Origin of the sequence: Dyella sp. AD56, from assembly GCF_002878475.1 — a bacterium.
Taxonomy (GTDB): Bacteria; Pseudomonadota; Gammaproteobacteria; order Xanthomonadales; family Rhodanobacteraceae; genus Dyella.
Map to the genome: position 1 here is coordinate 1 of NZ_NRDP01000026.1, position 20911 is coordinate 20911.

16 protein-coding genes and 1 pseudogene are annotated in these 20911 nt (G+C 61.1%); 11 read left to right on the forward strand and 6 right to left on the reverse strand.

Features of this window, described 5'->3' with window-relative positions; genetic code table 11:
• Positions 1-227 (reverse strand): annotated as a pseudogene (locus tag DyAD56_RS17420) (IS3 family transposase); the annotation flags it as partial.
• A 472-nt stretch (positions 228-699) separates the two neighbouring features.
• Between DyAD56_RS17420 and DyAD56_RS17430 the strand changes: the two are divergent.
• The 3 genes from DyAD56_RS17430 (at position 700) to DyAD56_RS17445 (ending at position 8012) form a co-directional block, all read left to right on the forward strand.
• Entirely contained in the window at positions 700-4533 is a 3834-nt protein-coding gene (locus DyAD56_RS17430) for a transporter substrate-binding domain-containing protein (protein WP_158241375.1), read from the forward strand.
• A gap of 835 nt (positions 4534-5368) precedes the next feature.
• A complete protein-coding gene (locus DyAD56_RS17440) occupies positions 5369-5743 on the forward strand; it encodes a DUF2946 family protein (RefSeq protein ID WP_158241376.1) in 375 nt (124 codons plus the stop codon).
• Positions 5744-5903: 160 nt separating this feature from the next.
• Complete coding sequence (locus tag DyAD56_RS17445; RefSeq protein WP_102304043.1) at positions 5904-8012, forward strand: TonB-dependent copper receptor; 2109 nt, start codon at positions 5904-5906, stop codon at positions 8010-8012.
• A gap of 123 nt (positions 8013-8135) precedes the next feature.
• Here DyAD56_RS17445 and DyAD56_RS17450 read toward each other — a convergent pair whose 3' ends face one another.
• On the reverse strand, positions 8136-8834 hold the full coding sequence (locus tag DyAD56_RS17450; protein WP_102304044.1) for a c-type cytochrome: 699 nt from the start codon (positions 8832-8834) through the stop codon (positions 8136-8138).
• 116 nt (positions 8835-8950) lie between these two features.
• Positions 8951-9916 (reverse strand): GlxA family transcriptional regulator, encoded by a 966-nt coding sequence (locus tag DyAD56_RS17455; protein WP_199179023.1) that lies wholly within the window; start codon positions 9914-9916, stop codon positions 8951-8953.
• A 25-nt stretch (positions 9917-9941) separates the two neighbouring features.
• Here DyAD56_RS17455 and DyAD56_RS17460 point away from each other — a divergent pair, with 25 nt between their 5' ends.
• Positions 9942-10679, forward strand: a complete 738-nt coding sequence (locus DyAD56_RS17460; RefSeq protein WP_199179024.1) for an HD domain-containing protein — start codon at positions 9942-9944, stop codon at positions 10677-10679.
• A 120-nt stretch (positions 10680-10799) separates the two neighbouring features.
• Here DyAD56_RS17460 and cynR read toward each other — a convergent pair whose 3' ends face one another.
• Positions 10800-11696: a transcriptional regulator CynR gene (cynR, locus tag DyAD56_RS17465; RefSeq protein ID WP_102304048.1), complete on the reverse strand. Its 897-nt coding sequence runs from the start codon at positions 11694-11696 to the stop codon at positions 10800-10802.
• 115 nt (positions 11697-11811) lie between these two features.
• On the opposite strand from cynR, the gene DyAD56_RS17470 reads away from it, so the two are divergent.
• The 3 genes from DyAD56_RS17470 to DyAD56_RS17480 are packed head-to-tail and all read left to right on the forward strand — an operon-like array spanning position 11812 to position 13465.
• Positions 11812-12471, forward strand: coding sequence for a carbonic anhydrase (locus DyAD56_RS17470; RefSeq protein WP_102304049.1), 660 nt, complete (start codon positions 11812-11814; stop codon positions 12469-12471).
• Between the two features lie 31 nt (positions 12472-12502).
• Entirely contained in the window at positions 12503-12973 is a 471-nt protein-coding gene (gene cynS / locus DyAD56_RS17475; protein ID WP_102304051.1) for a cyanase, read from the forward strand.
• Between the two features lie 24 nt (positions 12974-12997).
• On the forward strand, positions 12998-13465 hold the full coding sequence (locus tag DyAD56_RS17480; protein WP_102304052.1) for a nucleoside deaminase: 468 nt from the start codon (positions 12998-13000) through the stop codon (positions 13463-13465).
• Between the two features lie 55 nt (positions 13466-13520).
• Here the strand turns inward: DyAD56_RS17480 and DyAD56_RS17485 are convergent, their stop codons facing one another.
• Both DyAD56_RS17485 and DyAD56_RS17490 read right to left on the reverse strand, forming a co-directional pair.
• The gene (locus DyAD56_RS17485; protein WP_102304053.1) at positions 13521-14144 is read right to left on the reverse strand and encodes a nucleotidyltransferase family protein; all 624 of its coding nucleotides are present in this window, start codon (positions 14142-14144) and stop codon (positions 13521-13523) included.
• Complete coding sequence (locus tag DyAD56_RS17490) at positions 14141-15328, reverse strand: XdhC family protein (protein ID WP_102304054.1); 1188 nt, start codon at positions 15326-15328, stop codon at positions 14141-14143. Before DyAD56_RS17490 ends, DyAD56_RS17485 begins: the two co-directional genes overlap by 4 nt.
• A 124-nt stretch (positions 15329-15452) precedes the next feature.
• On the opposite strand from DyAD56_RS17490, the gene DyAD56_RS17495 reads away from it, so the two are divergent.
• From DyAD56_RS17495 to DyAD56_RS17510, 4 genes are all read left to right on the forward strand, one after another.
• A complete protein-coding gene (locus DyAD56_RS17495) occupies positions 15453-15932 on the forward strand; it encodes a (2Fe-2S)-binding protein (protein WP_102304055.1) in 480 nt (159 codons plus the stop codon).
• 42 nt (positions 15933-15974) lie between these two features.
• Entirely contained in the window at positions 15975-18236 is a 2262-nt protein-coding gene (locus DyAD56_RS17500; RefSeq protein WP_102304056.1) for a xanthine dehydrogenase family protein molybdopterin-binding subunit, read from the forward strand.
• Entirely contained in the window at positions 18233-19528 is a 1296-nt protein-coding gene (locus tag DyAD56_RS17505) for a c-type cytochrome (RefSeq protein ID WP_102304057.1), read from the forward strand. The genes DyAD56_RS17500 and DyAD56_RS17505 overlap by 4 nt, the downstream gene beginning before the upstream one ends.
• 570 nt (positions 19529-20098) lie before the next feature.
• The gene (locus DyAD56_RS17510) at positions 20099-20905 is read left to right on the forward strand and encodes an FG-GAP repeat protein (RefSeq protein ID WP_146010554.1); all 807 of its coding nucleotides are present in this window, start codon (positions 20099-20101) and stop codon (positions 20903-20905) included.
• Positions 20906-20911: the final 6 nt, after the last annotated feature.

Sequence of the window (20911 nt, forward strand, 5' to 3'; positions counted from 1 at the left end):
TCCAGATCCTTGATGCGTTGCGTCTCGCTGCTGGTCACGCCAGGACGTACGCCGGTATCGACCTCTTCACGCTTGATCCATTCCAGCAACGTCTGCGGCACGCAGCCAATCTTCGGGGCAATCGATTCGACCGCCGCCCACAGCGACGGATACTCTCCGCGATGCTCTTGCACCATGCGCACAGCGCGCTCACGGATCTCAGGTGAGAACTTGTTTGACTTCTTCATGGCTCCATCTTCTCAAGAGTTGGAGCCTCCACCAATCCCGGGGCGATTCAAAATCTGTCACCAACAAGTCGCAAGACCCCTCTCGTACGAAGTTCATGAGCTCGTCGGCAGTTGATGCTTCGCCAACGACACTAGCTCCATCCAGGCGGCTGGCTTCCATATGGATGCTACTGCGGACTATAGGGTGATCATCGGCGATGAAGATTCGTAGTGACATAAGCGGCGCACTGCTAAGGGTTTCTGATTGCTCAAAGGATAGCCGTCCAAGCTACATGGAACGTCCTCTTACTAAGTAATTCGGATAGTTCTCATGGAGGGGGCTTGTTTGCGACTCTTATCCTAAGTCTGCGAGTTAATGACATCCGGAGTGCCTATGAGTCGCAGTCGTCCTAGGGGCAGTACTGAATCGAGCACCTCGTGTCCGGGGAGGCGTGGATGGGGCGCATTCCCCGCCCTGTTCAGCGGGCTCCTCATGTTTCTTCTGACATTCCTTCCTGGCTCATCCAGCCATGCGGCCAGTCAGGGGCAGGTGGCACTGACTGCAGAAGAATCGGCATGGATCGAGGCTCACCCTGCTATTCAGGTTGGTGTGTTTGCGGGGAACCACTTTCCGGTTGAGGCCTGGGTTGCTGGCTCACCTGAAGGCATTGGGGTCGATTACGCGAAACTGTTGGCCAGTCGCGTGGGTCTGCGGCTGCAGTTTCGTCCGTTCACCGATTGGAGTGGTGTGACATTCGAGGACTCCAGCGAGCCTATTCCGTTCGATCTCTTGGTAGGGCAGCCGTATGGCCGTAGCGGCCGACTTGACTACCTGAAGCCGTTCTTGGAATCAGGGTTTGTGATGGTCGCCCGAAAAGGCGACCTGAAGATTCTTGGAGAGGATAGTTTGGTAAATGCGCGTATTGCCGTTGAGAGGCTCGGCAAGTACTACACGCAGCAGATCAAAGATCGGTTTCCAGCCGCCACCTTTTTGTTCGCTGATGATGTGCACGAAGCCATGGACATGGTCGCTGATGGGCGGGCTGACGCATTTGTAGGCTCTCAAGGCCGCACGCGCTGGGCACTCGCGGAGCGTGAGCGCGATGATCTGGTCATTCTGTCCCGATTACCTGACCTCGGCTTGATACGGGTCTCTCTGGCAGTGCCGCGTGACCAATCGATGCTCGTCTCCATCCTACGAAAGGCAGAGGCATCCATCCGCAGTGACGAACTGGACAACCTTAAGGCGCGATGGGGCCTCAATGTCGACTTGTTAGCGCCGATTCCGCACGGTCAAGGCGTGACTGATGATGACCTGCACTGGCTTGCCGGCCTAGGGCCCATTCGGGTGGGCTACGAGGCTGATCGTTTTCCTTATAGCTTCACCAACAAGGACGGTGCGCCGAGCGGCCTTGCCGCCGACTATCTGTCCTTAGTCAAGAGCAATCTTGGCTTGCGACTGGAGTTCGTGCCTGCGAGGGACTTAAACGAACTGCAACGTCGCGTTGCCGCCAAAGAGATCGACATGGTGGCAGCGGCCATGCCGGCCGACTACGACCCATCAAGCATGACATTCACCCGTCCTTACGAGCATTTTCCGGTGGTGATCGTGGCGCGCATCAATGGCCCTGCCATTGCCGGACCGGAAGATCTTCGCGGAAGAAAAGCAGCGGTGCGCGAAGAGGCAGGGTTGATCGAGAGCCTCAAGATGCTCATGCCGAAGACCCAGCTGGTGCCGGTGGCGAGCAACGAGGCGGGGCTCTTGCTACTGGAGCGCGGCGAGGTATCGGCGTACATCGGAACCTTGCCCGCCATCGACGCACTGATTCGTGACCGTTACGCCGCGACGTTGCGCGTAGTGGCACCTGCGGGCCTGGATCAGGACTTCTCCTTTGGCGTCAGTCGGGATAAAGCCCGTCTTGCGCCGCTGATCGATGGGGTAATCGGAGGAGTGAAGGACAACCAGCGACAGGCCATGCGCAGTCGGTGGTTGCGCGCAAACTATAACTATGGCGTGCCGTGGGGCTGGGTTCTTCTAGGTCTCGTTATCAGTGCCTCTGTGGTAACGATCATAGGGTTCGCTTACAAACGGATGCGTGACGCTGAGGCGCGAGCCCGTGCCTCGGAGCAAAGGCTTATCGACACCAACGAAAATCTACCTGGTGTCGTGATGAGGCTATATATCGATGCGCATGGCTTGCGCACTTACGAGTACGTCAGCGGACCCACGCAGACCCTGTTTGGCATGTCTCGCGAAGACATACTTTCCGGCCGCGCCAATTCGCTGGATGCCATGCGCAAGGAGGATCGTGACGCAGTTCGCTCGCTGATCGATCAGTTCTATCAATCACAACACTCAGAGACTATCGAGTTCTCCGTTCACGTTAATGGGCGAACCCGTTGGATACGTGCGCTCGGTGGCGAACTGAAGCCGGCGGGGCGGGGCGGCTATTTCTGGAGCGTTTATTGCGCCGACGTAACCACGCTGAAGGAGCAAGAGCAGGCACTGCTGGAGGCCAAGGCAACCGCCGAGGCCGCCGTAGCTGCCAAAAGTGCCTTCCTCGCCATGATGAGTCACGAAATCCGTACGCCCATGGCCGGCGTGCTCGGGTTGGTGGAGTTGCTCTCGAAAACACCATTGTGTACCGAGCAGGCGCATATGGTTGGCATGGTGGAAGACTCCGGAGTGGCTCTGTTGCAGATCCTGGACGACATTCTGGATTTCTCGCGGATCGAGGCGGAGAAGCTGGAACTTGAGCCGGAGCCTTTCGATCTTCGCTTGTTGGCGGATAGTGCCGTGGGCACTTTTGCCGCGCGAGCTCAACAGAAGGCGCTTCAGCTGTATCTGGTGTTGGACTGGCGCCTTGCTTCCGAGTATCGGGGTGATGCCAATCGCATACGGCAGATCATCAACAATCTCTTGAGCAATGCCTTGAAATTCACTCTTTCGGGCCATGTAAAGCTTCGCGTCGACATGGCGGGCGAGGTCGCGGGTGGGCAACGGCTGCGATTCATCGTCACCGATACCGGGGTTGGCATTTCGCCCGATCAACTGGCTCGGTTGTTCCAGCCATTCACGCAGGCTGAGGCCTCTACGACACGCCGCTTTGGCGGCACGGGGCTCGGTCTTAGCATCTGTCGCCGCTTGGCTCACATGATGGGCGGCTCCGTTCAGCTGAAAAGTGAGGCGGGTGGTGGTACGCGCGCGATATTCGAGGTGGTGCTTCCCGTTCTGCGTGGCGCGTCAACCCTTCCCGATTTGGATGGAAAGCGAGCGCTTGTCTGCACGCGGGATAACTTCATCGAGAGGGAGCTGGCCAATGCGCTTTCGTCCATGGGGCTGGCCGTCATGGAAGTCGACGCTGTGGATATTCCGGAGTTCACGCTGGAGGACGTGGATCTCTTTATCGCGGATACGTCACTCATCCGGCAGGGTGTAAGCGTCATTGGCGTGCCGACTATTCACGTGTTTCCGGATACCGATCCCCGTGGGTTCTACGTGGATGACGACAGAATCATGCTGTGTGGAAGCCCGTTGCTGTGGCGATCAGTGACGGATGCTTGCCGCATGGCGCTGGGTCTTCTCGATGAGCGGAGGCCGGCGTTGGTTGCGAAGGCTACGGGGGCGTATGCAGTGCGCGTGCTTGTAGCGGAGGATCACCCGATCAATCGCGCAGTGATCGACCGGCAGCTCGATCTTCTTGGGTATGAGCATGTCGTCGTTGAGGATGGCCTGGGTGCATGGAACGCACTGATGGCTGATCATTTCGATGTGCTTATTAGCGATTGCCACATGCCTGTGCTGGACGGTTATGCCTTGACTTATCGCATCCGCGAGTCAGAAGTCGGCACTCAGCGACACCTGCCCATCATTGCGCTATCGGCCAGTGCCTTGCCGGAGCAGGTGGAGAAGTGCCGAAGCGCCGGCATGGATGATTTCCTGGCTAAGCCCGTACAGCTGGATGCTCTGCGGGCAAAGATTGAGGGCATCTCGGGCGTCGCGACGGTCGTCCGGACCTCACCGGGACAAGACAAGCTGTCGTATCTGGCAGGGATATTCGGCTCGGAAGCCCAGGTGAAGAAGCTGCTCGAAGGATTGCTGGCCGCAGGGCAGGCCGATGTCATCAAACTGGATTCAGCTATCGTCAACGGCGATACCGAACAGCAACAGGCTCTTATTCATCGTCTGGTCGGCTCCCTGCGATTGATCGATCCCGGGACCCTTGAGTCCAACGACCAGGAAACATCATCACAACGCCGTGACGCCATTGTTCGGCAGCTCGCCGAGATTCATGCGTTGGTTGAACAGTTGCACATGGGTACCTGAGTAGTCGTTCGGGACTTGCGGCTATTCCGCAAGCCCCCTTCGCGCATCGATGAAAGCTGGCTGCCGGCAACATCGAGTGCACGCTTGATTCACGGTCCATTGCGACAAATACGTATAGCGGCGTCGGCATCTACGGCATAAGGAGCAGGCATGAGGCTTCGAATGATGGCTGGGCTAGCGATATGGGTGGCAGGGCAAGCCTTGGCATTTCAGGCGGCGCCAGCGCCTACGCATCAGGCAGCGTCGCAGATACACAGTTCGGCAGACGCACAGCTACAGGCATCCGTTCGGCGCGCTATCGCGAATGATGCGTCGCTCTCGGATGCCGGACATCGCGTCGTTGTCATTGTCTCGGACAGCGCTGTGGTGCTACGTGGCCGAGTCCAGGATGATGCAGAGAAATCCAGGATCGATATGCTCGTGCGGAGCGTAAGCGGTGTGAAGGAGGTGACCGACGAGCTAGACGTGAAGCAATAGGCGCCATTGTCTGTTCATGAGGGACGATGAGTGCAGGGGCGTGCCTCAGTACATATTCGAGCTATCCCTCAGCAACATTCAACGGGCAGTACGTGGTCGTCGCGAAGTAGTTCATCTCCGCCGAACAGCGCCTCCGTGGCGGCGCGTGAAGGTGGTCGCTTCTCCCTTGAATTAAGCATCACGCACACAGACAAAGGTCCACCTGGGTGCTGTCGATGGCGGCAATCTCCGTAAGAGTGCAATGGCGCAGGCAGCCTGCTGCCGCGCTTTAATCCGCGTGTCGATTTGTCACAGCGCAGATCGGCGGCGTTGACGATTCAGTCATGCCATCATGTCGCAAGTTTTTGTGGGGCTTGGCATGGATCGCAGACGCGCTCGGCGAAAGTTTGTCGCTTGGCTCGCCTTGTTGGCGACATGCCTGCTGGTGGTCGCACCCAGCATTTCCCGCGTCGCGATGGCAGCTCCCATGGCGGCCATGTGTGGCGGGGATCAGCACGCAGCCCCCGACCCCGCCAGAGATCATCATCACGCCGATGTGCTTGATGCGTGTGCCTACTGTGCACTCGTGTCGCATGGCACCGTTTCCTCGGGTGAACTGGCTCTCTCTATTCCGGCCATTCCGCCGGCGGACGCTACCGCGCCATTCGCATTGCCGATCGGCACGGCGCGCCTCGTGCAACGCCAGCCCGCGCGCGGGCCTCCATCCTGGTTTCTGAGCGCTTTCGCTGGCTAACTGAGTCAGCGCATCTCGCGACATTTCAACGCTCTTTATCCCCGGACTCATCGTGCGGCCGGCGCGTTCGTGCGCGCGGCACCTCTGGCGCTCAAGCGTCGGATGGCGCGCGCCTGCCTGACGCCAGGCGATCGTCGGCCGCATCAAGGACATCGACACCATGCCCATTTACTTCCTTCACTCCACGGCGTCGCGCTGCGCGCTGGCTGTGGCTCTTGGCATCGCGCTTGGCCATGCAGCACACGCTGGCGACGCAGATCTCGCGACCACTCCCTCGACTACGCTCACACCCGTGGTGGTAACGGCCACCATGCAGGACAGCCCGCTCACTATCGTCGTGGATCCCAAGAAGCCACGGCAGCCGGTGCCAGCCAGCGACGGCGCCGACTTCCTCAAAAGCATCCCCGGTTTCTCAACCATTCGCAAAGGCGGGAGCAATGGCGATCCGCTACTGCGTGGCCTGAGCGGATCGCGGCTAAATATCCTGATCGATGGAGGCATGATCGCCGGTGGCTGCCCCTCGCGCATGGATCCGCCAACGGCCTACATCGCACCTCAACTCTTCGATCGCGTCACGATCATCAAGGGTCCGGAAACCGTGCTGTACGGGCCGGGAAATTCGGCGGGCGTTGTGCTGTTCGATCGCGACTTCAAGCGTTACACCCAATCGACGCTCGATGGTGATGCAAGCATCCTTTTCGGCTCGGCAGGCCGCAACGATCAGAACCTGGATCTGCGTGCCGGCAACGCTGCTGGCTACATCGGCGTCAGCGCCAACCACACGCATTCACAAGATTATAAAGACGGCGATGGAAACCGCGTCCACTCTCAGTACGACCGCTGGAACGCGGATGCCACTATCGGCTGGACGCCCACCGACGACGCCCGTATAGAGCTGACGGCGGGCAAGGGCAACGGCGATGCGGCCTATGCATTCAGCGGCATGGACGGCGCACAGTTCCTGCGCGAGAGCATGGCACTCAAATGGACGCAGGAGCACTTGACGACGCACTGGGACAAGCTGGAAGTGCAGGCCTACACCAACTACGCCGATCATGTGATGGACAACTACACGCTGCGTGAGCCAGACCCCAGCAGCATGATGCCTATGGCCATGGCATCGGATGCGGATCGCAGAACATCGGGTGGCCGTGCCGTGGGGACTTGGCGTTGGGGCGACGCACTGGAACTTCAGGGCGGTTTCGACGGTTCGGTCAGCGTGCACGACAACCGCATGGGCGGGCCGCCGGGTAGCAGGATGGGCTATTACAAGGACAAGCCCCGCGTGCTCGATGCACGCATGCAGGACATTGGCACGTTCGCTGAGGCGCGCTGGGCGTTCGCGCCGTCACAGCGCCTTGTCTCCGGTGTGCGCATGGACCGGGCTCAAGCGCGCGGATACACGTTGGATGCGGGCTTGGGAGGTGACGACAACATGGGTGGTATGGGGCATATGTCCGCCATGCCTGCACAGGTTGCGGCCAGTCGTGGCGATACGTTGCCGTCGGGGTTCGTGCGATACGAACATGATCTGGCAAGCCAATCAGCCACGTTCTATGCCGGTATTGGTCACGTGGAACGGTTTCCGGATTACTGGGAGCTGTTCGGCCAGCACGTGGAGGGGACACAGGAAAGCTTCCATTCGCTCAAGCCGGAGCGCACCACGCAGTTGGATGTTGGCATGCAGTACCGCGACGATCGCCTGAAGGCCTGGGTCTCGGCCTATGCCGGCGTCGTCAATGATTTCATCCTGATGCATTACCCAGTGAGTGCGATGGACGCGGGTTACGCCGGCAACGTGCAGGCACGTATTGCCGGCGGTGAGGCGGGTGCAAGCTACGCCATCGACAGTCATTGGAAGACAGACATCACGCTTGCCTACACATGGGGCGAGAATCGCACGGAGCACCGTCCGCTGCCGCAGATGCCGCCGCTTGATGCGCGCCTAGGCTTGAGCTACGAAGCATCGCATTGGTCGGTGGGTGCCTTGTGGCGACTGGCTGCCGCACAGCATCGTGTGGCAGAAGGCGAGGGCAACATCGTCGGCCAAGACCTTGGGCCCAGCGCAGGCTTTGGCGTCTTCTCGCTCAACGGCGCCTATCGCATCGATCGGCGTTACACGCTGAGCACCGGCATCGACAATGTGTTCAACAAGACCTACGCCGAGCACGTCAATGCGGCAACCGCGGGGCTAGCCGGTTACGTCAACACAACGCGCGTGAACGAGCCGGGTCGTACGTTGTGGGTCAAACTGGACGCCAAGCTCTGATCCCAAGGTCGTTGTGTCGTTGATTGAGCAGGCGGCAGAGAGCATTGAAGTAACTCGGGCGGTGAGGAGAGGGTCCGATATGGGACCCTCTCCATCCGCAGGCATGTCGTTCGCGAACGTCGTTTACTCAGGCGGAAGCATCGACAGATAGGCGGCCACATCACGGACTTCCGAGTCGGTGAGCCTGGAGGCCACCTCGGTCATCGAGCCCGACTTGGGCGTACCGTGCCGGGCGCGCTCCTGAAATTCGTGCAGCCGGTTAACGATATAGGTGGCGGGCTCACTGGCAATGCGCGGATAGCGTTCTCCCTGGCCGTGTCCGCCGGTGCCATGGCAACTGAAACAGGCGGGCGCGCCCTTGCTGCCTCCTTGAAGTGCGATCAAATTGCCGCCAGCGACGCTAGTCGCGGCAGGCAATTGCTGCGAATGGGCGGGAGGAGGGCGCTGTGCAGCGAAGTAGTTTGCGAGTGCCGAGATGTCGGTATCGGAGAGTGCGCTGGCTATCGGCTGCATAGTGTCGCTAGAGCGCGTTCCTATCTTGAAGGCAGTCAGAGTATGCGCCAGGTAATCGGCATCCATGCCTGCTAGGCGTGGGATGCCTGAAGCGTCGCCGGCTCCTTCGGCGGCATGGCAACCGGCGCAAACGCCCGCGATGACTGGTCTCGACGGTGGCGCTGGTGGAGCCGTCGACGAGGCTGCGTGCACTGACGGGTAGGCAAGCCACAGCAATAGCCAAAACCACCGTGCATGAATGCATGTTTGTTTGGTAGTGGCACGCGGCAAGGTCGGGCTTGGTCGCGTTGCGTATCCCGTGGCGGACATGGCTGGGTCTCCGGTCAACGGTGGGCTGCCATGCAGTCTCCCTGACCCAGCACGTGAAGTGAATTTGATTCTTCGTATCGCCGCTATCGATGATGGCTATGGCGACCGAAAGCCGCCTAATGGTGTTGCGATGCGTGTTGCTTTCGGTACTCGGCGGGCGTGACGCCTACGTGCTTATGGAAGGCTCGACGCAGTGTGTCAGCGTTGGCAAAACCGCATTTGGAGGCGACGAGCTTCGGCGTGTCGTGCCCGTTTTCCAGCAGCATTCGGGCGGCAGCAATGCGTGTGGTTTCCACCCAGGCGGCCGGTGTAATGCCTACTTCGGTATGAAACAGGCGTGCAAAGTGTCGAGGGCTCAGTCCAGCGCGTTTGGCCATGCTAGCAATGCTGTGGTCCAGGTCAGGCGTTGCCGCGACCCAGCGTTGCACCTCCTGTAACACAGAGCGCCCAATAGGGTGCGTTTCGCCCTTTCGGCTGAACTGCAGTTGCCCTCCCGGGCGCTTGAAGTACATCACCAACTGCCCGGCGACCCGCTTGGCGATATCGCGACCCAGGTCTTCTTCGACCAGGACCAGCGCCAGGTCTAGCCCGGCGGTGACGCCGGCCGCCGTACGCAGCTTTCCGTCGCGCACATAGAGTGCGTCTTCGTCAATCTGGAGCGAAGGGTGGGCGCTGCTCAGATCATCCACTGCAGACCAATGGGTGGTGATATGGCGCCCGTCCAGCAGGCCCGTAGCGGCGAGCGCGAACGCACCCGTGCAGATCGACCCATAGCGCCGGCTACGCACGGCGGTCGTACGGAGCCATTGCAGAATGTGTTGCGGGAGAGTGCTCCGAGCAGCATGCGGGGCGCCGGCGACCAACAGGGTGTCCACGCGCTCGCTCCATTCGCCCGCCATGCCATCGGCTAGCAGGCGCACGCCAGACGAGCTATGGATGGGGCCGCGTTGGCAGGCAATGACCTTCAGTGCATAGAACTGCTTGCCGGCCTCAATGTTCGCCTGCGCAAAGACGTCCAGGGGTCCGGAAACGTCCAGCAACTGCACGCCCGGCAGGGCGACGACGGCAATGGTTCTGGCCACGACAGTGAAATTCCCAGGTGTCCGCATGACGCGCGAAATGGCAGTATATGACGTATCGCATCGATTGATGACATTAATGGGGTTGCTGAAAATGGGTCTCCCTAGCCTGTGGAGATCCAGCATGTCCCTCAGCATCAACGGCGTTGCCATTCCCGACAGCCAGTTCGCCGGTGAAATCACGGATGTGGTGCGGGATACAGAATCACCGCTGCTTTTTCACCATTCCAGTCGCGTCTATTACTTCGCTGCGCTGGCCGGCAAGCAGCGGGGACTCAGGTTCGACCCGGAACTTCTTTACTGCGGCTGCATGTTCCATGACATGGGATTGACGCCGCGTCATAGCAGCTCCAATGAGCGTTTCGAAGTGGACGGCGCCAACGCCGCTCGCGACTTCCTGAGGCGGCACGGCATACACCAACACGACATCGACACGGTATGGGCGGCCATTGCGCTACACACCACACCGGGGATTCCACAGCATATGCATCCCTTGATCGCACTGGTGACCACCGGCGTGGAAATGGATGTGCTTGGCCTGACCTACGCCCAGTACAGCGATGCCGAGCGCGATGCTGTGGTGAGGGCGCATCCGCGCGGACATCAGTTCAAGGAAGACATCATTCAGGCCTTCTACGACGGAATCAAACATAAGCCTGATACGACATTTGGCAACGTCAAAGCCGACGTGCTTGCCGATAAGGATCCGCACTTCCATGCGGGCAACTTCTGCAGCGTTATCCGGGGATCGAGCTGGCCTGCGTGAGGCCCTCGATACCAGTGAGAGGTTTCGCCTCGGGGGATCAAGCGATGCCGGCCATGCACCGGCGAGCACTCCATCACTGAGAGGACGGTCACGAAAGACACATCACCATGGCGAAAGGCACTACTTGCGTCGCCGCTTGCCGCGATGGCGATCTTCAAGCGCCAGTTCGATAAATGCGCGGAGCGCCGCGCTTTGATAGGCATCCTTGCGATGCAATAGCGCAGCCGTGCGCTCGAGCAGGCTAGGTGAGAGCGAAATCGCAGAGAGCTCCGCATTCTGTTCGGCAATGGCCGCCGGCAGCAGGGTGGAGAGGGCGGTACGTCGCACAATCTCCACCACGGCGCTGATCGAGTTGGCCTCGATGGCGACATGGGGCCTAACGCCATGTTGCCTGCAATAGCGATCAATTTGTTCGCGCGTGGCGAACTCGCTCGAAAGCAGCACCAGCGATTCATCGTTCAGGGCGTGCAGTCCCATGGTGCGTTTACCCGCGCATGGATGGTTTTTACCCACGACGAGCGCCAACGTTTCCGTGAGCAGCGGCTGGGTGGCGATGTCGGAGGAGCGCACCGGATCGAACGCGATGCCCGCATCGAGCTGGTCGTCATTCAGAAGCTCCTCCATCTGCTCCTGGGGCATTTCGCGCACAGTCAGGGCAATGCCCGGATAGCGTCCGTGGAACGCCTCCATCAGCGGGCCGACCAGATAGGCGGTGAAAGTGGGGGTTACGCCGAGTCGCAGCGTGCCGCGGCTCAGGTCTTGCACATCGTGCAATGCGCGTTTGCCCGCATCGAGATCCAGTAGTGCCCGTCGCGCGTAACGCTGATAGACCTCGCCCGCGTCCGTCAATCGCGTCGTTCGCCCGCTGCGATCAAACAGGGGCGTGCCGAGGGTTTCCTCCAGCTGTCGGATCTGCTGCGACAGCGCAGGCTGCGAGACATGGAGCGCTGCAGCTGCACGGGTGAAGCCACCATGGTCGGCAACTGCCAGGAAGTAGTGAATGTGGCGCAGAAGCATGATGCCTTACCCATAAGGTGTGCCTATGCATTCTATAGGAAATGGATCTTTTACCTTATGAATGGCGAGGCGTACCGTGTGCTCCGTCGACCCGCAGGGTCCTGGAGTGACTGCCATGAAAGACATCATCGACGGTTTCCTGAGGTTTCAGCGCGAAGCGTTTCCCGCGCGCGCCGGGCTCTTTCGGGAGCTGGCGAATCATCAGGCACCGCGTGCCTTGTTCATATCGTGCTCCGACAGCCGGTTGGTGCCTGAGCTGGTAACTCAGCGCGAGCCCGGCGACCTGTTCGTGATTCGCAATGCGGGCAATATCGTCCCGTGCTACGGACCAGAGCCAGGCGGTGTATCGGCCTCGGTGGAGTACGCGGTTGCCGCACTGAAGGTGTCGGACATTGTGATCTGCGGCCACTCCGACTGCGGCGCGATGACGGCCATCGCATCCTGTGCCTGCCTCGATCACATGCCAGCCGTGCGCCACTGGCTGCGATACGCGGACTCGGCGCGCGTGGTCAACGAAGCGCGACATCACCCCAGCGCAGCCGAGCGTGTGCAGACCATGGTGCGCGAGAACGTGATCGCTCAATTGGCCAATCTCAAGACGCACCCCTCCGTGCGACTGGCGCTTGAAGAGGGTCGCCTGACCCTGCATGGCTGGGTGTACGACATCGAGTCGGGCGCCATCGATGCGCTCGACGGCATGACGGGTCGCTTCGTTTCGCTTGCGACGCATCCATACACCTCCGCTAAGCCCGCTGCGCACGCCAGCGCCGCCTGATTCCCTTGCCATCCACAGAGAGCAAAACCCCATGATTCAGTCGCAACATCACCCATTCGCCCGCCAGACGCTGGCGGAAACCATCGTCGCCGCCAAACTCAAGAAGGATTTGTCCTTCGAGCAACTCACCGAAGGCACAGGCCTAAGCCTCGCTTTTGTCACGGCGGCACTGCTCGGACAGCATGCCTTGCCGGCGGAAGCCGCACAGGTCGTCGCCGCCAAGTTGGGTCTCGACGGCGATGCTGTCGCGCTACTTCAGACCATCCCGCTGCGCGGCAGCATTCCCGATCGCGTGCCGACCGATCCCACCATCTACCGCTTCTACGAGATGCTGCAGGTCTACGGCACCACGTTGAAGGCACTCGTTCACGAGAAGTTCGGCGACGGCATCATCAGTGCGATCAACTTCAAACTGGACGTCCAGAAGATTGACGATCCGGAAGGAGGCTCCCGCGCCGTGATCACGCTCGACGGCAAGTACCTGCCGACCAAGCCATTCTGATTCACCACCGAATTGAGGTATTCCATGGATTTTGTAAAGCGCACCATCGACCTCGCCATGAAGAACGTGGAGGAGGGTGGACGTCCCTTTGCCACCGTGATCGTTCGCGATGGCGAAGTCATCGCCGAAAGCCCGAATCGGGTAGCCCAGACCGGCGACCCGACCGCACATGCGGAGATCCTCGCCGTTCGCGAAGCCTGCAAAAAGCTGGGGACCGAGCACCTGACCGATTGCGACTTCTACATCCTGGCCAGTCCGTGCCCGATGTGCCTGGGTGCGATGTATTACTGCAGTCCGCGACAGGTGACCTACATCACCACGCGCGAGGACTACGCGCCGTTCTATCGTGACGACCGCAAGTACTTCGAGCTGGATACGTTCTATGCCGAGTTCAGCAAGCCTGTTGGTGAGCGCCGCATGCCGATGATCCAGCAGAAGAGTACGGAGGCGATCAAGGTCTATCAGCGCTGGAAGGAACTCAACGCGAAGTAATGCCTCGCAGGTATCCGTGCGCGGCCTCAGGCGAGACGGCTGGGTCTACTCGAGCTTAGCCCGTTGACGGGTCGCCGCGCTCGGTCTGCCAGGCGTTGTAGTCGTCCGGTGTATCGATGTCCTGAAACGCCGCAGGCAGGTCGAAGCTTTGGACATCCGAAGCATGCCCGTCGAGCAAGACACGCGCGCCCTCTGATCCGCTCAAGGCCATGAGCTCGTCGACGTAAGTCAGAGGGAAGATGCATGGCGGCGCGAAGTCGCCTTTGTTGTGACACGCAAGGATGCGGTCGGGCCGGGCAACATGGGTCGCCAGCATGCGCTCCAGGTCGCCCACCTTGATCGCCGGCTGGTCGGCCAGCATCACCATCAGTGACTGCAACGGCGCCGCCTGCGACATCAATGTCGTGACGCCCGTAGCCAGTGAGCTGCCCATGCCCGTAGCCCAATCCGGATTGCTCACGGCACACACATCCAGATTGCTGAGACAGTCGGTGACGCGGTCGCTTTGCGCGCCCACCACCACAACGACCGGATGCAGGCCGGCCGCCAATACGTACCTCGTGATGCGTCGAACCATGGGTTCGCCATCAATGGCGATCAGTTGCTTGAGCGCGCCGTAGCGGCTGGAACTTCCGGCAGCGAGGATGACGGCGCCAGTATGGGCATGCGATGAAGTCATGGATGTATGGGCGCCTGCGAACGGATCAGGGAGCCGCCGCTACGGCCATTGCGCGTGGCGAGTATTTCCGCGGCGATGGCTAGGGCGATCTCCTGCGGTGTTTCAGAGCCGACATCGAGACCGGCGGGCGCGTGCAGACGATCGTCATCCGGAAAGGCGGCGCGTATCTGTTCGGCGCGCTGCCGGGAGCCAATGACGCCGATGTAACGCACGGGCGTTGCCATCAGTGGCGCCAGATAGGCCAGGTCGCGCTCCAGGCGATGTGTCATGACCACCACGGACGTCAGGCTGTCGAGCGTTACAGTAGCTGTCAGTGTGGCTGGCGTAGCGAACACACGGTGCACACCGTCTTCTGTCGGCTTCGCTGCTTCGCTGGTGCCCACCAGTGTGGTGTGCCAGCCGAGTTGATGGGATAGGCGGGCTAGCATGCCTGCACCGACGCCGTCGCCGACCACGACCAGAGCATGCGGGGGCTGCAGGCATTCGAGCAGCACATCGTGATGCTGGCCCGCGTCGTGCAGGCGGGTTGTCGTGGCGTTACCTGACAAAGTGGTGGTCTGCGCCAGGTGCGCAAGAATTTGCTGCTCCAGTGCCGAATGGGTGATGTTTGTCCAACGGTCGCCATGACTCTGGACCAGGCGCCAGGGGCGCCGCGCCACGGGGAGGCCGTCCGTAGCGAACAACGACGCCATGATGCCGGGGGTGCGCTGCGTCCTCAGCGCCTCAATGGCATGGAGGAAGCGCACGTCGTCAGGCTCACGCCACGGCTCGATCAATACCTCCAGCTCGCCACCACAACCGGTTTCGATCATGACGTCGTAGTTGCTCTCGCGACCGTACGCCACGATGGCCGGCTCGTCCGTTTCCATCGCCCGTTGCGCGCGCAACACAATATCCCGCTGCGGGCACCCACCCGACAGCTCGCAGACCATGCGGCCGTCGCGATGCACCAACATGCTGGCGCCAGCCCGACGAAAGGTGGAGCCGCGAGTACGCGTGATAGTGACGAGCGCGGCCTCGCCGCTATCACCACGCAGATCCAGCGCCTGGGCGGCACGGTAGAGCGGCTCGAATTCCTGGGCGACGTTCATGAACGCAGTCAGTAACGGGACGCGTCGATGTTCCATCAAGCCGGGCAGGGACGCCAGCGCAACCGGTGGCTTGCCAGATGAAAGCGTCTTCACTTGTCTTTTCGTCGGCGGAGAGGAAGATCATGCGCGTTCATGACGGTGCTGCGACGCGGCCTGGATCCATGGCGCTTCCGGTAGCCCGTTGCCACTACCTGCTTGCCTTGCCCGGGAGACCCTGATGATCGTTCTTTCCATCAACGGCCAGGACACCCAGGTCGACGTGCCCGACGATATGCCGTTGCTATGGGTATTGCGCGACGTGCTCGGCCTCAATGGCACCAAGTTTGGATGTGGCATGGCCCAGTGCGGCGCGTGCACCGTGCATCTGGATGGTGAGGCCGTGCGGTCGTGCGTATTACCCGTGACAGGCGCCGTAGGCAAGAAGATCACCACCATCGAAGGCCTGAACGCCACCGACCTCGGCAAGCGCGTGCAGCAGGCATGGCTGGGTATCGAAGTGGCGCAGTGCGGTTACTGCCAGACCGGCCAGATCATGTCCGCCGCAGCGCTGCTGACGCAGAAGCCGACGCCAACCGACGAAGACATCGATGCGGCCATGTCGGGCAACCTCTGCCGATGCGGGACCTACGTGCGTATCCGTGCGGCGATCAAGCAAGCCGCTACCGGTCAGATCACGCTGCCGCAGACCATCGCCTGAACCTCTGGCATCCCATTCACTGCCGACTGTCGAGACTTCGCCATGATGCTTCGCGTGGATCCCGCCCAGGAAGAGATCGAACTACAGAACCCCGCGCGTCGCGAATTACTCAAGCGCGGCGGGTTGGTGGTGGCCTTCATATGGCTGGGTGGTGCGAGCCGGGTGTGGGGTTTCGCGGAAGGCACGCGACTGAACGCGGATGATCCGCGCTTCGCACCCAACGCGTTCGTGCGCGTGGGGAGCGACGGCAGCATCCAGTTGGTGATGCCGTGCATCGAGATGGGGCAGGGCGCCTATACCGGGCAGGCCACCTTGCTTGCCGAGGAGCTGGACGTTGGGCTGGATCAGATCACCGTCGAGCACGCACCGGCGAATCGCAAGCTGTACGCCAACCCGTTGCTGGGTGATCAGGCCACCGGTGGGTCGACCACCATCCGCTTTTGCTGGACCAGCCTGCGCGATGCCGGCGCCGCCGCGCGCACCATGCTTGTGGCCGCTGCCGCTCAGCGCTGGAAGGTAGACGCATCGCAATGCACCGTGGCGCGCGGCGTGGTCACGCACTCAGCCAGTGGACGCACGCTGCGTTACGGCGAACTCGCGGACGCTGCAGCCAGCATCGCGCCGCCCACCAAGCCCGTGTTGAAAGACCCCAAGGATTTCCAGCTGATCGGCAAACCGATGCGTCGTGTAGACACACCGGGGAAGGTCGATGGCACCTTGCCGTTCGGCATCGACATCCGCGTTCCCGGCATGAAGGTGGCGACGGTGCAGGCCTGCCCGACGTTCGGCGGCACGCTGGCATCGGTGGACGACACGCGCGCTCGGGCGATTCCCGGTGTACTCAAGGTAGTGAAGCTGGATAACGCTGTCGCCGTCATCGGCGAACATTTCTGGGCGGCGAAGAAAGGATTGGATGCGCTGACTATCCAATGGAATGCGGGTGCCAATCACCAATTCACGACCGAGCAGTTATTCAAGGACCTGGCCGATACGTCCGAACACGGCACACCCATCCTGGGGCGCGAGGTCGGTAATGTCGACAAGGTCACGGGCAAGGTCGTTTCCGCCACCTACCAAATGCCCTTGTTGGCGCACGCGACCATGGAGCCGATCAACGCCACGGTGCACGTGCGTCCGGACGGTTGCGACATTTGGGTCGGTACGCAGGTGCCGGCGCGCTGCGTCGATGTTGCCATGCGGGTGACCGGCCTGCCGGCCGAGCGCATTCAGGTGCACAACCAGTACATGGGCGGTGGCTTCGGCAGGCGATTGTTTGAGGATTCCGTTGGGCAGGCGGTCGGCATCGCCCGACAAGTGGATTATCCAGTCAAGGTGATCTGGACGCGCGAGGAAGACATCGCGCAGGATCGCTATCGTCCCGCCTACTACGACCGTATCTCCGCCACGCTCGACGACCAAGGGCGACCCTTGGCATGGAAGGATCGCACCACCGGTGCATCGGTTCTGGCGACGTTCGCGCCACCGGCCATGGGCAAGAACGGCCTGGATTCCGATTTGGTGGAGTGCGCCGCCGAACTGCCCTACGAGGTGCCCAACCTCCGTGTCGACTGGGTGCGGCACGATATGCCCAACGGTGTGCCGATCGGCTGGTGGCGTGGTGTAGGGCCAACGCATAACGTGTTCGTCGTCGAAAGCTTCGTTGACGAACTGGCGCACACCGTCGGCAAAGATCCGGTGGACTATCGGCGCGCGATCCTGGGCGACAATCCCCGCGCCAAGGCGGTGCTTGAGTTGGCCGTAGAGAAGTCCGGCTGGGGCAAGGGCGACGTACCTGCGCGTCACGGCCGTGGCATTGCACTCGCTGCGCCCTTTGGCAGTTACCTCTGTGTAGTGACGGATGTCGAGGTATCACCGCAGGGTGAAGTCATGCTGCGCCGGGCCGTGGCAGTAGTCGATTGCGGTACGGTGGTAAACCCCAACACGGTCGAGGCACAGATCCAGGGCGGGCTGGTGTTCGGCTGGAGTGCGGCCATGTACAGCGGTATCACCTTGAAGAACGGCGCCGTAGAGCAGCGGAACTTCAACGACTACCGGGTGCTTCGACTCAACCAGACGCCGCCCATCGAGGTTCATCTGGTGCCGAGCAAGGAGTCACCAGGTGGTATCGGTGAAACCGGTACGGTGATGGCCATGCCTAGCCTGACGAATGCGATATTCGCAGCAACAGGCGTGCGCTTACGCACCTTGCCTATCGATCGTTCGGCGCTCGTGCAAGACAAGGACGCACTGAAGTCCGTGCTGTCGGAAACATCGTCGGCCTCGCCGACGGGGAGGCTCGCATGAAGATCGGACGAGTGATCGGGAGACTCGTCGGCGCGATCGTCCTGGTTGCGGCCGGATTCACCGTCTACGCACTGGTTTCCGTGACGCACGGCGGCAACGAGCAAGCGGCACAACCTGCTGGGGCCGGGGCGCCGGCTGATCTTCCGGCGCAGATGGCGCGCGGTGAGTACCTGGTGCGCGCCGCTGATTGCGAGGCCTGCCACACGGCGCCGGGCGGACAACCGTTTGCGGGTGGCGTGGCATTCAAGCTGCCATTCGGCACGATCTACTCATCGAACATCACTGCAGACCCGGAGACCGGCATCGGTAACTGGAGCGACGACGACTTCGTGCGTGCGCTGCATGCCGGCGTCGACAAGGAAGGCCGCCCGCTGTATCCCGCGTTCCCCTATACCTCGTACACCGCGCTCAGCCGCGATGACATCGTGGCGATCAAGACCTATCTCTTCAGTCTGCCGTCGGTACGTGCACCCGCGCGCCCCAATGATTTGTCTTTCCCCTTCAACCAACGCTGGACGCTGAGCGTGTGGAATGCGCTGTTCCTCAAGAAGGAGCGGTTCCAGCCGGAGCAAGGCAAATCAGAGGCATGGAATCGTGGGGCGTATCTCGCCACAGCCCTGGGACATTGCGGCGAATGCCATACACCTCGCAACGTTGCATTTGCGATGGACAGCGGCAAGGCCTTGGCCGGCTCCGAGTTGCAGGGTTGGAAGGCTTACAACATCACGTCCGACAAGGAGCATGGCATTGGCTCATGGAGCGACCAGGAGCTGGTCGACTACTTCTCGAAAGGCCATGCTGCAGGTCGAGGCACCGCCTCCGGGCCAATGGGCGAGGTGGTGGGTTACAGCCTCCAATACCTCACCCCATCCGATCTGTCCGCACTCGTCACTTACCTGCGTGACGTCAAACCCCAGCAGGGTGGTGCAGCGATGCCGGCCCCCACGACTGCCGTACCGGCATCAGCCGTCGCGACTACAAGCTTGGGTGAGCAGCTATTCGTGGGCGCTTGCGTGGGATGCCATACGCAAAGCGGTCAGGGGCGCGAGACCGACTATGCCATGTTGACCGGCCTGCGTTCCGTGCGCGATCCACACGCAACCAATCTCACTCAAATCATCATCAGCGGCTCGGTACTGCACGTGGGCGGTCAAGAGATCTTCATGCCGTCGTTTGGTCGCGCTTACTCGGATGCCGAGATTGCCGCGCTGTCCAACTACGTGGTCCAGCACTTTGGCGACCAGCAGGGACAACTCAGTGCCGCCGACATCGCCGCGCGACGTCAGCCGTGAGCGGCTGACGCCTGGTGCTGCCCGAGCGTGTGGCTGTGCACGTGGGCCGAAAAGGATGACGTCCCTGGCTCGGCATCACTCCTGAAAGCCAGGCCACAGGCGAGTGCGAAAGCAAACACCATGACGATCGCGAAACGAATGTCACCGACGTGCCGATGTCGTGCGCGATGCAGTGTGGCGTAGTTCGCGCCACTGGTGTGGCGGCCGGGAGAGCGCCAACATTCTTTGGTTTGCATGGATGCACCTCGCATGGAACATCGTAGGCAAGGCCATTCTGTATGGGCCATGGGTATCAGCTACGTCTGTTGTGTACGGTAGGCGACGAGTCGGCCCGAGTGAAGTCGATTGATTGAATGGCGGTGATAGATGGCGGCTATCACCTGCATCGAGCGGCATTTACAGCCAAGCCATTCATCGAATGGCTTGGCCATGATCACAACGAAAAGACATCCGGCGGCGTCACTCTTATGCTGTACCGTGGCTTGGGCGCCCTTTCCCTAGGATGGTGTTATGCCGATCTTTCATGCCCGGAGGGGCCAATGGTCTCGCTGGGCGTGCCCGCTCCTGCTCTTGGCGGTCGCGTTTCACGCGCGAGCGGAAGAGGCCGCCATCATCCAGGTCGACCCGCAAACGCAGGCCCGGGTGACGTTGTCGCCCAATCGCATCGTGATTCGCTTTCTGCTGAGTGGAAAGACGCAAACGCTGAATATCAAACCGACCGATGCGGACGGTGGCTACCGCCTGGCAACGGACGATTTCAATTTCGATGGCCATCAGGATGTCGCCATCGTCGATTCCTACGACGGCGTGACCGAGGGCTACCAGATCTTCCTTTTCGATCCGGCGGGGCAGCGCTTCGTGCCGCTGGAGATCAAGCAAAGCGGTAGCTGCACTGGCCTTTCGAGCGTCACCGTGGACTCCAAGAGCCGCACTCTGTTCAGCGCGTGCCGCGGGGCGGGCTGGAGCCTGGATGCTTATCGCTATGCAGCCGATGGCGGGATCTATCTCTATCAGTCGACCGAGGACGTCGGTATCGACAGCAACCCGGCGCTGGAGCGGCTGTTTGGTGTCAAGCAAGGAGACACGCCCATCGGTCGCTTGCTGACCTATGACGACCGTGGCCGCGTGATCGCACGCGCCCTGGCGCATCGCGACAGCCTGGCAATCGTGCATGGCAGTGCGCAGGTGATCGCGCCTCACCTACCGATGTATGACAAGCCGGGCCACGGCACATCGGGGCGCCATCTCGTGCGGGGAGATCATGTCGACGTGGAGGATGTCTCGGCAGATCTGCATTGGGCTCGGGTGACGTATCGCAACGCCACGAAGGGAAGCATCGAGGGCTGGGTCAATGTCAGCGGACTTTCGCCGCGATGAATTCCA